We start from the raw sequence: 13,531 nt of genomic DNA on the forward strand, positions 1-13,531 counted from the left end.
GCCGGCACGGGTACGCCGGGGCGTGGCTGCGATCAGCGACTATGCGCTCCTCGGCGACTGTCAGGGGGCCGCACTGGTCTCCTCGGACGGGTCCGTGGACTGGTGGTGTCCACCCAGATTCGACGCGCCGAGCGTCTTCGCGCGGCTGCTGGGCACCACCGGGGGCTACTGGTCGATCCGGCCACGGGGGCCGTACACGACCACCCGGCGCTACCTCGACGGGACAATGGTGCTCCGTACGGAGTTCCACACCCCGGGCGGCGTACTGCGTCTGACGGATGCCCTCGGCCTCGGCTTCGGTGAACGCGGGCACGGGATCGGCTTCGCGTCCCCGCACGTCCTGCTGCGGCAGGTCGACGCGGTCGCCGGCACAGTGGAGGTGGCGATCGAGGTCGTGGCCCGGCCGGAATACGGCCGGACAAGTCCCTCGATCGCCGAGACGCCGCTGGGGATCGAGATATCCGGCGGCACCGACCGGCTGGTGCTGACCAGCGACCGTGGTCTGACAGTCGACGGTCCGGTGGTGACCGGACGGTTCACGCTCGCCGAGGGTGACAGCGCGGTGCTCGCGCTGCATCATCGCCGAGCCGCGGACCGGCAGATCGTGCCGCTGGACGGGCGTGCCGTACTGCGCGACACCATCGCCGCCTGGCAGTCGTGGGATCGCATCCACCAGGGCTATCAGGGGCCCTACCGGGAGCAGGTCCGGCGCAGCGCCCTGGTGTTGCAGGCGTTGACCTACCAACCGACCGGTGCGGTGATCGCCGCGGCCACCACCTCGCTGCCGGAAGAGGTCGGTGGCGCGGCGAACTGGGACTACCGGTTCGCCTGGCTCCGCGACGGCAGCTTCACCCTGAAGGCGCTCTGGGTTGCCGCCTGTCCGGACGAGGCACGCAGGTTCTTCGACTGGATCGCCGCGTCAATGGGATCGGTGCGGGGGGCGGACCACGTGCCGATCATGTTCGGCGCTGCCGGTGAGCGTGACCTGACCGAGCACGCTCTGGAGCACCTGGAGGGCCACCGCGGCAGCCGACCGGTCCGGATCGGAAACGACGCCTGGCAGCAGAAGCAGCTCGACGTCCTCGGCGAGGTGCTGGAGTGTGCGTGGGTGCTGCGGGACCAGATGGCGGACCTGTCGCCCGCCGCGGCGGAGCTGCTTCGATCGCTGGCCGACCGGGCCGCCGACACGTGGCGGCAGCCGGACGCCGGCATCTGGGAAGGACGCGAGGGCGAGCGGCACTACCTGACCTCGAAGCTGGCGTGCTGGGTGGCCCTGGATCGGGCCGTCAAGCTGGCGCGGGAAATCGACGCCGAGGCGGCGGTGCCACGGTGGTCGAAGGCCAGAGACGAGGTACGCGCGGCGATCCTGAACGAGGGGTGGAATCCGTCGAGCGGGGCGTTCACCGGCGCGTTCGGCTCGGACCACCTCGATGCCAGCGTGCTCGGCATGCCGATCCTCGGGTTCCTGCCCGGCGACGACGAGCGGGTCCTCGCCACGGTGCGAGCCATCGAACGGGACCTGACCCGGGACGGTCTGGTGCAGCGCTGGACGGGCGCGGGCGATGAGGGCGCCTTCATCACCTGCTCGTACTGGTTGGTCGAGGCACTGGCCCTGGCCGGGCGGATCGACGCGGCCCGGCAGATCTTCGACAGCGTGACCGCCCGAGCGAACGATCTCGGCCTGCTCTCGGAGGAGATCGACCGCAGCGACGGCAGCCAGATCGGAAACTTCCCCCAGGCGCTGTCCCACATCGGCCTCATCAACGCCGCCTGGGTCATCGACCAGGTGGAGGCCGGCGTCCGATCCCGTTCGGTTAGGACCGGGGCAGGCGGGTAATCCGCCGCCCGGCGTCGACGAAGGAGGCCCTGATGACCGGACGGCTGGCGGGCAGGACCGCTCTGATCACCGGCTCCGACTCGGGAATCGGGCAGGCCACCGCGATCGAGTTCGGTCGGGAGGGAGCCGACGTGGTGGTGCACTACCTGCACGACCACGCGGGCGCGAACCACACGAAGGCCGAGATTGAGAAGGCCGGTGGGCGGGCCGTCGTGGTCCAGGGGGACATCAGCGTCGAGCATCAGGTCGAGGCGATGTTCGACGAGGCCCTCACGGAGTTCGACCGGCTGGACATCCTGATGAACGACGCGGGCGTGGACGCCTCCGGCATCCCGGTGGCCGACATGGACACCGAGACCTGGGACCGGTCGATCCGGACCAACCTGTACGGGATGTTCTTCTGCTGTCGGCGGTTCATCCAGCACCGCCGTGACCAGGGCGGACACGGCAAGATAATCAACATCACCTCGATTCACCAGGAGGTGGCCCGGGCGGGCGGCTCCGACTACGACGCCAGCAAGGGCGGCATGCTGGAGCTGGCCAAGAGCATCGCTCTGGAGGTCGCTCCGATGCGCATGAACGTGAACAACATCGGCCCCGGCATGGTGCTCACCCCGTTCAACCAGCAGGCGATCGACGACCCGAAGTACCTGGAGGAACAGGTGCAGTCGATCCCGTGGAAGCGGGCCGCGCAGCCGGAGGAGATCGCCAAGCTCGCCGTCTTCCTGGCCAGCGACGACGCCGACTATGTCACCGGGTCGACGTACTTCATGGACGGCGGCCTGATGCAGAACCAGGGCCAGGGTGCGTAACTGTCCGGCCCGTCCTGACCGAGGAGTATCGGCCGGCCGGCGAGCTGACGCGCCGGGTGGTGATGCAGGCTGTTGAGGTGAACGCCCAGGAGCCCGCCGACGAGGTCCGCATTCCCCGGGCCCAGATCGGTTCCAGTCCGCAACACCTGCTGACGACGCTGCTCGGCGAATATCTCGACTCCTCGCAGGCCGATCTGCCCTCCACTGCGGTCATCGCGATACTGCGCGAGTTCGGGGTGAGCGAGTCCAGTGCCCGGGCGGCGTTGTCCCGACTGGTCAAGCGCGGTCTCATCGCGACGCGCGGCAACCGGCGACCACCGGTCTATCACCTGACCTCGCAGGCGATCGCCAAGCATCGCTCCCGGATGCGGCACTTCCTGAACTTCGGCGCCCAACCGCCGCGGTGGACCGGCGAATGGGTGATGGTCTCCTTCTCGATCCCCAGCTCCGGCCAGGCGGTCCGCCACGGGGTGCGCAGGTCGTTGACCGCACTACGGTTCGTGGGTCTGTACGACAGCGTGTGGATCCGACCGGGACGCGAGGCCGCGCCGGCCCGGGAGGCGCTCGACGAGCTGCTGCGACCCGTCGAGGGTGCTCGGTGGTCGATCATGCACGTGCGCTTCGACGAGGAGTCAGGACCACACGGTCCGGCCTCGGCGTACGATCTGACCGCACTCTCCGCCGCCTACTCGGCCTTCATCGAGCAGTACGCCGATCTGCGGGTAGCCGCCCGCAACGGCGAGGTGGACGCGGCCAGGGCGCTGGTCGCCCGGACCTCTGCCATGGATTCCTGGCGCAGATTCCCGGACACCGATCCGGATCTGCCCCATCATCTGCTGCCCCGGCCCTGGCCTCGCCAACGGGCCAGGGAAACCTTTCTCGACATCCACTCCGCGCTCGGTGCGCTCGCCCAGGCACGTCTGGTCCAGGTGACGACGCCGTACTGGCCGGACGCCGCCTCGTGGATCACCCATTTCCAGGCCTCACAGGATCCAGCCCGGCCGGAGCCGACCGGCGGGAGCGCCGCGGCCACCTCGCGGGCCGACGGCGATCCGAGCCCTCGGTAGCGAGCTATACATTGACACTTTTCGTTGCGGGAGTGATAGTAACTGCACACAGCTCCCATCGGATCGCCTGTGGGGACCGCGGCCGGGCGGTCCGCCGCGTCGACCTGACCCGTGGCCAGCGTTGGCCGCCGTGGTCGGGGTGCGAATGAACCACCGCCACCGCCACCGCAGGGAGCGCCGTCCCGAGTTCGCTGGAGGGTGCATGAGCAGGAGATCGAAGATCTACGCGGCCCTGGTGGCCGCGATCGTCCCGGCCACTGCCGTGATCGTGACGCTCGGCGCGTCACCGGCCGGTGCGGCGGTGGGTGGTTCCGGTCCATATCCCGCCGACTACGAGACCTCGGCGAGCCTGGCCAATCACACCATCTTCCGGCCCCAGACGCTGCCGGCCGAGCGCCTTCCCATCCTCGTCTGGGGCAACGGCGGTTGCTCGGCCAACGGTCTGTCGCAGGGCAACTTCCTCCGCGAGATCGCCTCCCACGGGTTCCTCGCCATCGCCAACGGCGCCCCGAACGGATCCGGCTCCACCAACGCCCAGATGCTGACCCAGTCCATCGACTGGGCCGTCGCGGAGAACTCCCGGCAGGGCAGCAAGTACTACGGCAAGCTCGACACCTCCAAGATCGCGGTCGCTGGCTTCTCCTGCGGGGGCCTGGAGGCCTACGCCGTCTCGAACGACCCCCGCGTCACCACGACCGGGATCTTCAGCAGCGGCCTGTTGAACGATGCCGACGACTACCAACTCCGGAGACTGACCAAGCCGATCGCGTACTTCATCGGCGGGCCCAGTGACATCGCGTACCCGAACGCCATCGACGACTGGGGCAAGTTGCCGTCCGGACTGCCCGCCTTCATGGGCAACCTGAACGTCGGGCACGGTGGGACATACGACCAGCCCAACGGGGGCGAGTTCGGTCGGGTGGCGGTGCTCTACCTCAAATGGCGACTGAAGGGCGACACCACCGCCGGCACCAACTTCGTCGGCACCAACTGCGGCCTGTGCCGCAGCCAGTGGAGTGTCCAGCAGAAGAACCTGACCCTCGACGGCGACCCGCCGCCCACCACTCCGCCGCCCACGACTCCGCCGACCACCCCGCCCACCACGACTCCGCCGACCACCCCACCCAGCACTCCGCCGAGCGGGTCCCCCGCCTGTACCGCCGTCTACTCCGTGCAGGACCAGTGGAACAGTGGTTTCGTCGCCAACGTCAGCGTCACGGCTGGAAACACCGCACTCACCGGCTGGCGGGTCACCCTCAACCTGCCGAACGGAGCGTCGGTCAGCTCGATGTGGAACGGTGTGAACACCGGCACCAGTGGCACCGTCACCGTCGCGAACCAGAGTTACAACGGACGGCTGGCCCCAGGTCAGACCACCGGTTTCGGGTTCCAGGGCACCGGCAACGGCAGCGGAGCCACCGTCACCTGCACGGGCAGCTGAGCCACGCCCGACGAGACAGATCCCTGGACGGGCTGAATATCGTGTCGGCCCGTCCAGGGGCCAGCCCTCGGTGTGCGCGCGGCGCACCATCCCCCCCCACCGCGCCGGTCAGGGCAGCCAGCCGGGGCGGACCAGACCGGCCTCGTACGCGAACACCACCAGCTGGGCGCGGTCCCGGGCACCGAGCTTGACCATCGCCCGGGACACGTGCGTCTTGGCGGTGGCCGGGCTGACCACCAGCCGGGTGGCGATCTCGTCGTTGGACAGCCCGGTGCCGACCAGGGCCACCACCTCCCGTTCCCGCTCGGTCAGCTCGGCCAACCGCCGGGGCGCGGCCGGCGTGGCGGTGCCGGCGGCGAACCGTTCGATCACCCGCCGGGTCACGCTCGGCGACAGCAGCCCGTCGCCGGCCGCCACCACCCGCACCCCCTGGATCAGCTCGGCCGGCTGGGTGTTCTTCACCAGGAACCCGGCAGCACCCGCGCGCAACGCCTCACCGACGTACTCGTCCAACTCGAACGTGGTGAGCACGACGATCCGCACCCCGGACAGCTCGGGGTCGGCGGTGATCTGCCGGGTGGCGGCCAGCCCGTCCATACCGGGCATCCGGATGTCCATCAGGACCACGTCGGGAACGGTCTGCCGGGCCAGCCGGACCGCCTGCGCACCGTCGCCCGCCTCGCCGACGACGGTGATGTCCGGCTCGCTGTCCAACAGCGCGCGGAAGCCGGCCCGGACCAGCACCTGGTCGTCGACGAGCAGTACCCGGATCACGCGGTCGCCTCCCGTGTCTCGTCGCTGCCCAGCGGCAGGGTGGCGCGGACCCGCCAGCCGCCGCTGCCGTCCGGCGCGGGGCCGGCGGTCAGTTCGCCGCCCAGCGCGGCGGCCCGCTCCCGCATCCCCGTGATGCCGTTCCCCGCCCGTGGAACAGGACCCGGCTGCGGAGGCGGCGCGCCGCCACCGTCGTCGTCGACCTCGACGACCAGCGCCTCCGGTCGGTACCCGATGGTGACGGTCGCGGCGGCACCCGGCCCGGCGTGCCGGCGGATGTTGGTGAGCGCCTCCTGCACGATCCGGTACGCGGCCCGATCCACCGCGGCCGGCAATTGTCGGCTCGTCCCGTCGATCACGGTCCGGGTCCGCAGTGCGGCGTCCTCGGTCAGCTCGGCGAGCCGGTCCAGCCCCGGTGCGGGCGCGCGCGGAGCGGCCTCACCGGCCGGGTAGAGCGTGTTCAGCACCGCCTGGACCTCGCGCAGCGCCTCCGCGCTGGACTGTGCGATCGCGTCGAGCGCCGCCCGCGCCTGCTCCGGGTCGCGGTCCATCAGGTGCAGACCGACACCCGCCCGCATGTTGATCAGCGACAGGTGGTGGCCGAGCACGTCGTGCAGTTCGGCGGCGATCAGCAGCCGTTGCTCGCTGGCCCGGCGACGTTGCCGCTCCTCGGACAGCCGGCGCTGCTCCGCTATGCCGTTGCGGACCTCGGCGGCGACCAGGATGCCGATCTCGGTGACCAGGCCGGCACCGGCGATCAGCGCCAGGGCCGCCAACGCCTGACTCAGGGTGGCACCACTGACCAGCACCCAGACGGCGTACGACCCGGCGGTCGCCGTCGCCACCAGCCACCGGTGTCCGACGGCCATGACCGCCGCCGCACCGATCATCGGCGCCAGCAACGTCACCCCGACCGGCCCGCCGAGCAGGTGGTACGTCAGGGTCGCGGCGACCACGATCAGGAAGTTCCGCCTCGGGAACCGGTGCCGGTCGGCAAGCGCCAGCCCACTGAACACCAGCAGCACGTACCCGACGAACCCGGCACTGGCGTGCTGCCAACCGGCGACGATCGCGGTGCCGACCGGTTGCGCGAGCGCGGTCAGCACCGCCAGCCCCGGCCCGGGCCGCGACTTCGGCCGTTCGTCGGGGGATGCCACGTCGGCACCGGGGCTCGACCGGCTCATGCCCGCACTGTAGGCCGATCGGAGTCGCCTGCGGCAGCCCGGACGGGAGCAACCCGGCATACCTCCGGCGGAGTAGGTCGCTCCTGCCGCTGCCGCGCGGGGAGTAGCAGCGGTGCCGCCGTCGCGCCGACGCGCCGACCGGTCACGGCCGGCAGGCTCGGTCGTACGGCAATCGACATCTTTTGACGAGGAGTTCCCGAGATGAAGGCGATCGTGCAGGACCGGTACGGCTCCCCCGACGTGCTGCGGCTGCGTGAGGTGGACGTCCCGACGCCCGGCGACGACGAGGTGCTGGTCCGGGTACGGGCAAGCTCGGTCAACGCGTACGACTGGCACGCGATGCGGGGCGACCCGTATCTGTCCCGACTGTCGTTCGGACTCCGGCGGCCCACCGCGTCGGTCCGGGGCCAGGACTTCGCCGGCCGGGTCGAGGCGGTCGGCCGGGCGGTGACCCGCTTCCGGCCCGGCGACGAGGTGTACGGCGAGGCCGGCCCCGCCGGAGGTGCGTTCGCCGAGTACGTGTGCGTGGCCGAGAAGCTGGTCGAGGCGAAACCGGCGAACCTGAGCTTCGAGCAGGCGGCGGCGATCCCGCTGGCCGCCACCACCGCTCTGGTCTGCCTACAGGACGGCGCTCGACTTCAGGCTGGGCAGCACGTGCTGATCAACGGGGCGTCCGGCGGGGTGGGCACCTTCGCGGTGCAGTTGGCCAAGGCGTACGGCGCACAGGTGACCGCGGTGTGCCGGACCCGCAACGTCGACCTGGTCCGGTCGCTCGGCGCGGATCATGTCGTCGACTACACCAGGGAGGATTTCGCCCGTACCGACGCGGTCCGTGCCGGCCGCCGCTACGAGGTGCTGCTCGACCTGGTCGGCAACCGGTCGTTGACCGACTGTCGACGGGTGCTCACCCCGGACGGGACACTGCTGCTGTCCGGCGGCGGCGTGTTCACCGGCGGCAGCGTCTTCGGGCCGATGAGCCTGCTGGTCCGGGGGCCGCTGGTTGGCCGTCTCGTCCGGCACCGCATCGTCGCGCCGTTCGCGGCGGGGGGCCGGGGGCACCTCGCGACGCTGCGGGAGCTGGCCGAGTCGGGCAGGCTCACGCCGGTCGTCGACCGGACCTACCGGCTGGACGAGGTGCCCGACGCGATCCGGTACGTCGAGACCGAGCATGCCCGCGCCAAGGTGGTCGTGAGCCTTCTACCCGACAACTGACGGTGATACAGCCCTCGTTTCACCACTTATCCGAGATGTTGCTGCGACGATGCAAGGCGTGGGAACTGCGAAGACTACGACGCCCGCCATCTCGCCTCTTACCGGCGAGCCGATCAAGCCTGCCGATGCCGAGCGGCTCGCGGGAGTGCTGAAGGCATTCGCCGATCCAGCCCGGTTGCGACTGCTCAGTCTGATCCAGTCGTCTCCGACGGGGGAGGCATCCGTCAGCGACCTCACCGCGCCGCTCGGACTCTCCCAGCCGACGGTGAGTCATCACCTGCGGATCCTCACCGAGGCCGGTCTGCTCGAGCGGGACAAGCGTGGCGTCTGGGCGTACTACCGTCTGGTGCCGTCCGCGATCGCCGCGATCGCCGACCTGTTGACGCCACCGCGTAAGCGAGCGGCGAAGAAGAGCCGCTGACCGGGACCGTCGACGGCCGGCACTCGTGCCGGCCGACCCGGCACCTGGCCTGCACGACGTCACCGAGCCGATGGCCGTTCTTGTGGCCATCGGTCCGTCGGCGTTCGCGGCCGACATTGGATGTGGTGGCCACATTGTGGGCGATTCACCGATAATTCATCGACGTTCATCTATAGTTGGCGAAGCGTGGATCCCGTCCCATCCATCCGAGTCAGGACAGAGCCATGAAACGCATCCCGCTGAGAGCCACTGTGCCCGTCGGGCTCGCGATCGCATTGATCGCAGGCCCGCTGGGGACACCGGCCACCGCGCAGGCGACCGTACCCATCACCCTAACCGGCGCCAGCGCCAGCAGTCCCAGCACTGACGTCACCATCGCCGGGCGGGCCGTGACGATCACCGCGCCGGGCACCTACGAGATCAGCGGCACCCTCAACGACGGCTATCTGAGCGTCGACACCGCCGCCTCGGGTGCCGTGAATCTGATTCTCAACGGCGCCACGATCAGCAATTCCAGCAACGCGCCGCTGCAGGTCGCCGACGCCGACGAGGTCGTGATCACACTCGCCGCCGGCACCACCAACCAGCTCTCCGACGCGACCCGTTACGTCTACCCGGACCCGAGCACGGACGAGCCGAACGCCGCCCTGTTCAGCACCGCCGACCTGCGGATCAACGGGACCGGAGCGCTGACCGTGCGGGGCAACGCGTACGACGGCATCACCAGCAAGGACGGCCTGGTCATCGAGTCGAGCCTTTTCATCCTGCGTAGCGGTTGGCGTCGACGTGGTGGAGAACGAGGATGGCCTGCACGATCGTGGTCGCTCGTCGTGGGCAGCAACGCAGCTTGGCCAGGACCTTCCAGGTCTTAAGCGTGGCGATCGCCCGTTCGCCGCGGGCGCGGATCTTCGCGTGGGCGCGGTTCACGGCCTTCTGCCGGCGTGACAGCTTGGGCCGGAAGCGGCGCCGCTTGAACGGCGTGTGCACGCTCCCGCCGGCTCCCTGATAGCCCTTGTCCGCGAAGGTCATCACATCAGAGCTGGTCAGCGCCTCGATGATGCCGTGGGTCCGGGCTGCGGTCAGGTCGTGGAACGAGCCGGGTAGTGCCGGCGAAGCCCAGACGAGGCGGCCAGCCGCGTCGGTGATGACCTGCACGTTCACGCCGTGGCGCTTATGTTTTCCGGAGTAGTACGGCCTCTGGTCGGCAACCCGGTCGATCGGAATCAGGGTGCCGTCCAGGATCGCGTACGCCAGCCGGCGGATCCGGTCCATGGCGGTGGCCAGGTCATCGGCGGTCGACGCGAGCAGGGCTACAGCTTCCTGCACGTACCGCCATGCGGTACTCACGCCGACGGCGAACCCGGCAGCCAGGCGGGTGTAGGTATCACCGTTGCGCAGGTGAGCCAGAGCGAGCAGTGCTTGCCGTCCCGCGTCGAGGCGTCGCCACCTGGATCGACGCTGGTTGCGGTGGCTGCGGATACGGTCAGCGAGGTGGTTCAGCGTCCGGCTGGACAACGAGATCGTGGACGGGTAAGACAGCACAGGCGAGGCTCCCGTGTTGGGGCATCGGGTTTTGGTCGATTTGCTGTCTTACCTGGAGCCTCGCCCTCATCGATCACCGGGCTACGCACACCGTCCCTGACCTGCAAGATCAGGTTGGAAAACGCTCAGTCCGGCACGATCACGGTGAACGCGGTCGACGACGGCATCCGGGGTAAGGACTTCCTCGACGTCACCGGAGGCAACCTCGACGTCACCGCGGGCGGCGACGGCATCAAGTCCGACGACACCGAGGCGGACCGCGGCCGACTCGCCATCACGAACGGCACCGTGCGGGTGAACGCCGGTGACGACGCCATCAAGGGCGAGAACACCGTCGCCATCTCCGGCGGTACCGTGACCGTCACCAACTCCTACGAGGCGATCGAGAGTCGGCAGGTCACCATCAGCGGCGGCAGCGTCAACGTGACCGCCCGCGACGACGCGATAAACGCGGTCGAGGACGGGTACGGCGACTTCGACGTGGCGCCGAACGCGTTCGTCCGGTTCACCGGCGGGACCACCGTGGTCAACTCCAGCATCGACGGCATCGACTCCAACGGCTCGGTGACCTTCGCGGCCGGCACCGTCGTGGTCAGCGGACCGAGCACCGGCAGCGCCGGTGAGGGTGCGATCGACTCGAACGGCCCCGTGTACTTCACCGGCGGCACGGTTCTCGGGGCCGGGTCGACCTCGATGGCGGTGCTGAGCCTGCCGCCGACCTCCGGTCAGGGCTGGGTTGCCCCCCAACTGTCCAGCAGCCAGCCGGCCGGCACCCTGCTCCACCTGGTCTCCGGTGGCCAGGTGCTCGCCTCCTACCGGGCTCCCAAGAACTTCCGCGAGGTGGTCTTCTCCTCCAACCGGATCCAGCACGGGCAGACCTACGAGGTCTACCGGGGCGGTAGCCTCTCCGGCGCGACGATCGGCGGCATGGCCACCAGCGGCGGCAGCATCGCGGGAGCCACCAGGCTGATGACCGCCACCGCCGGCCAGTACCGCGGCGGCCTGGTCGGCTGGCCGCCCGGCGGTCCGGGCTGGCCCCCGCCGACCACTCCGCCGCCCACCACCCCGCCGCCGAACCCGACCACTCCGCCGCCGAACCCGACGACCCCGCCGCCGAGCGCTGGCGGCTGTACGGCGACCTACAGCGTCGCCGGCCAGTGGCAGGGCGGCTTCCAGGGCGAGGTGCGGGTCACCGCCGGCTCCTCCGCGATCAACGGTTGGCGGGTGACCTGGACCTTTGCCAACGGCCAGACGATCAGCCAGGTGTGGAACGCGACGATCAGCGCCAGCGGCTCGGCGGTGACGGCGACAAACGTCTCCTTCAACGGATCGCTCGGCGCCGGGGCCAGCGCCACCTTCGGGTTCCTCGGCAGCTGGAACGGCAGCAACTCGGTACCGACCCTGAGCTGCACCGCATCCTGATCGGTATCCACCGCCCGAGCAGGGGAGCCCGGCACCGCTTGGTGCCGGGCTCCCCTGGCCACGGGCTGCCAGACTCCTCGCATGCTGCCCCCGCGCTGTCACGTCTGCCATCTCGAACCAGCTCGGCCACCGCTCGGCGACACGCGCAACGATTTCGTTCTGGTGTACTTCGCCGACGCCGTCAACCCCCCACCCGGCTGGGTGGGGCACCCACCAGGTGCGGTGTGGTTCTGCGGGGAGCACGCGCCACTGGGTGCGGAGCGGGAACATCTGGGCAGCGATAGCGCACTGCGCGACATCGACACCGCACTCGGCCGGCTGCCCAGGCGGCTGCCGAAGGCCGACCGTTAGCGAACCCCGGCGTCGGTCAGGGCCCGGAAGCTCCGTACGGCAGGTGTTCGCCTGAACGACGACCCAGCTTGGTGGCATCGTCAAGTAGAGACATGTTCATGTTTGCTCATGAGTGGACATCATTCCCACCACTGCCACCACGACCACCGATCCACCGACGAGGTGCCGTACGGTCAGGTCAACGTCGCTCCGGCACTCGGCCGGCGGTCGCTGCTGGCCGGTGCCGGCGGCGCGCTGATGCTGGCCGCGCTGCCGACCGCGGCCCGGGCGGCCAGCACGACGACGGCCAGCGCGCCGACCACCACCGCTGCGGCCGGTGCCGCCCGGACCTCCCTGGTCACCCAGGGCACGATGCTGGTCCACGCGGACCTGCACAACCACACCGTCGCGTCGGACGGCGACGGCAGCCCTGAAGCCGCGTTCGCCTCGATGCGTGAGGCTGGTCTCGACGTCGCCGCGCTGACCGACCACGCCACGCTCTTCGCCATCGACGGGCTCAGTTCGTCCGAGTGGCGGACCACCGGTGACCTCGCCAACGCCGCCAACGACCCGGGCCAGTTCACCGCGATCCGCGGGTTCGAGTGGTCCCATCCGTTGCAGGGGCACATCAACGTGTGGAACACCTCCGACTTCGCCGACCTGTGGCGGGCCGGCAGCACCGGCAGCCTCTACCGTTGGCTGATCGGCCGGCCGGGCGGGCTGGCCAGCTTCAACCATCCCGGACGTGAGCCGGGCCGGTTCGACAACTTCTCGTTCAACGCCTCGGCCCGCAACCAACTGGTGGGGTTGGAGATGTTCAACCGCACCGACGACTACCTGTTCGAGGGTTGGTCGTCCGGGATGACGTCGCCGCTGGTGGCCTGCCTCAATGCCGGTTGGCGGCCGGGCCTCACCGGTGTCACCGACGAGCACGGCACCACCTGGGGCTTCCACGAGGGCAAGGGCCGCAGCGGCCTGTGGGTCACCGAGAACACCCGGGCCGCGGTGTTCGAGGCGATGGCGGCCCGCCGTTCCTTCGCCACCCGCGTCTCCGGCCTGCGGGTGGACGCCACGGCCAACGGCGTACGCATGGGTGGCGTGCTGAACGTGACGTCCGGCGACATCCGGTTCCTGCTCGACCTCGACCGCGGCCCGGCCTGGGACGGTAAGCCGCTGCGGATCCAGGTCCTGCGCCCCGGTACGTCCGCGCCGACCGTCGTCGACGTCATCGACACGGTCAACGGTCGGGTCACCGACTTCACGGTGCCGCTCGACGCCGCCGACGGTGACTGGGTGGTGCTCCGGATCTCCGATCCGTCCCTGGCCAACGGCACGCCCGGGCCGGCCGGCCACCCGTGCAACGACTTCGGAGTCGCGTACACCAGCCCCTGGTGGTTGCGCCCCTGAGCGCGACCGACCCGTCCCGACGGAGCCCGGGACCGACCATCCGTGGTGGGCCGACGACGCAGGTCGCCGGCCCACCACGTTGCGC

General features: G+C 70.1%; 13 protein-coding genes. 10 read left to right on the forward strand and 3 right to left on the reverse strand.

Annotated elements, in window-relative coordinates; genetic code table 11:
- The first annotated feature begins 22 nt into the window (after nucleotides 1-22).
- The 4 genes from O3597_RS26445 (at nucleotide 23) to O3597_RS26460 (ending at nucleotide 5,157) form a co-directional block, all read left to right on the forward strand.
- Nucleotides 23-1,837, forward strand: coding sequence for a glycoside hydrolase family 15 protein (locus O3597_RS26445; protein ID WP_281602732.1), 1,815 nt, complete (start codon nucleotides 23-25; stop codon nucleotides 1,835-1,837).
- 32 nt (nucleotides 1,838-1,869) lie between these two features.
- Entirely contained in the window at nucleotides 1,870-2,649 is a 780-nt protein-coding gene (locus O3597_RS26450; RefSeq protein WP_164449641.1) for an SDR family oxidoreductase, read from the forward strand.
- A 77-nt stretch (nucleotides 2,650-2,726) separates the two neighbouring features.
- Nucleotides 2,727-3,716, forward strand: coding sequence for a PaaX family transcriptional regulator C-terminal domain-containing protein (locus tag O3597_RS26455; protein ID WP_281602733.1), 990 nt, complete (start codon nucleotides 2,727-2,729; stop codon nucleotides 3,714-3,716).
- Between the two features lie 202 nt (nucleotides 3,717-3,918).
- Nucleotides 3,919-5,157 (forward strand): cellulose binding domain-containing protein, encoded by a 1,239-nt coding sequence (locus O3597_RS26460; protein ID WP_281602734.1) that lies wholly within the window; start codon nucleotides 3,919-3,921, stop codon nucleotides 5,155-5,157.
- Nucleotides 5,158-5,265: 108 nt separating this feature from the next.
- Here O3597_RS26460 and O3597_RS26465 read toward each other — a convergent pair whose 3' ends face one another.
- Nucleotides 5,266-5,931: a response regulator transcription factor gene (locus tag O3597_RS26465; RefSeq protein WP_281602735.1), complete on the reverse strand. Its 666-nt coding sequence runs from the start codon at nucleotides 5,929-5,931 to the stop codon at nucleotides 5,266-5,268.
- On the reverse strand, nucleotides 5,928-7,112 hold the full coding sequence (locus tag O3597_RS26470; RefSeq protein WP_281602736.1) for a histidine kinase: 1,185 nt from the start codon (nucleotides 7,110-7,112) through the stop codon (nucleotides 5,928-5,930). The genes O3597_RS26465 and O3597_RS26470 overlap by 4 nt, the downstream gene beginning before the upstream one ends.
- Before the next feature lie 201 nt (nucleotides 7,113-7,313).
- Between O3597_RS26470 and O3597_RS26475 the strand changes: the two genes are divergently transcribed.
- From O3597_RS26475 to O3597_RS26485, 3 genes are all read left to right on the forward strand, one after another.
- Nucleotides 7,314-8,324 carry an NAD(P)-dependent alcohol dehydrogenase gene (locus O3597_RS26475; protein WP_281602737.1) on the forward strand — a complete coding sequence of 337 codons (1,011 nt, stop codon included), beginning with the start codon at nucleotides 7,314-7,316 and terminating at the stop codon, nucleotides 8,322-8,324.
- A 49-nt stretch (nucleotides 8,325-8,373) separates the two neighbouring features.
- Nucleotides 8,374-8,745 carry a metalloregulator ArsR/SmtB family transcription factor gene (locus O3597_RS26480; RefSeq protein ID WP_093411352.1) on the forward strand — a complete coding sequence of 124 codons (372 nt, stop codon included), beginning with the start codon at nucleotides 8,374-8,376 and terminating at the stop codon, nucleotides 8,743-8,745.
- A 224-nt stretch (nucleotides 8,746-8,969) separates the two neighbouring features.
- Complete coding sequence (locus O3597_RS26485) at nucleotides 8,970-9,617, forward strand: carbohydrate-binding domain-containing protein (RefSeq protein WP_281602738.1); 648 nt, start codon at nucleotides 8,970-8,972, stop codon at nucleotides 9,615-9,617.
- On the opposite strand, the gene O3597_RS26490 is transcribed toward O3597_RS26485, so the two are convergent.
- On the reverse strand, nucleotides 9,505-10,287 hold the full coding sequence (locus O3597_RS26490; RefSeq protein WP_164446258.1) for a transposase family protein: 783 nt from the start codon (nucleotides 10,285-10,287) through the stop codon (nucleotides 9,505-9,507). The two genes, O3597_RS26485 and O3597_RS26490, sit on opposite strands and share 113 nt — an antisense overlap.
- Before the next feature lie 144 nt (nucleotides 10,288-10,431).
- On the opposite strand from O3597_RS26490, the gene O3597_RS26495 reads away from it, so the two are divergent.
- The 3 genes from O3597_RS26495 (at nucleotide 10,432) to O3597_RS26505 (ending at nucleotide 13,446) form a co-directional block, all read left to right on the forward strand.
- Nucleotides 10,432-11,709 carry a cellulose binding domain-containing protein gene (locus O3597_RS26495; RefSeq protein WP_281602739.1) on the forward strand — a complete coding sequence of 426 codons (1,278 nt, stop codon included), beginning with the start codon at nucleotides 10,432-10,434 and terminating at the stop codon, nucleotides 11,707-11,709.
- An 81-nt stretch (nucleotides 11,710-11,790) separates the two neighbouring features.
- Nucleotides 11,791-12,060: a hypothetical protein gene (locus tag O3597_RS26500; protein ID WP_281602740.1), complete on the forward strand. Its 270-nt coding sequence runs from the start codon at nucleotides 11,791-11,793 to the stop codon at nucleotides 12,058-12,060.
- Nucleotides 12,061-12,168: 108 nt separating this feature from the next.
- Nucleotides 12,169-13,446, forward strand: coding sequence for a CehA/McbA family metallohydrolase (locus O3597_RS26505; protein ID WP_281602741.1), 1,278 nt, complete (start codon nucleotides 12,169-12,171; stop codon nucleotides 13,444-13,446).
- Nucleotides 13,447-13,531: the final 85 nt, after the last annotated feature.

This window comes from Verrucosispora sp. WMMA2044, assembly GCF_027497155.1.
Classification (GTDB): Bacteria; Actinomycetota; Actinomycetes; order Mycobacteriales; family Micromonosporaceae; genus Micromonospora; species Micromonospora palythoicola.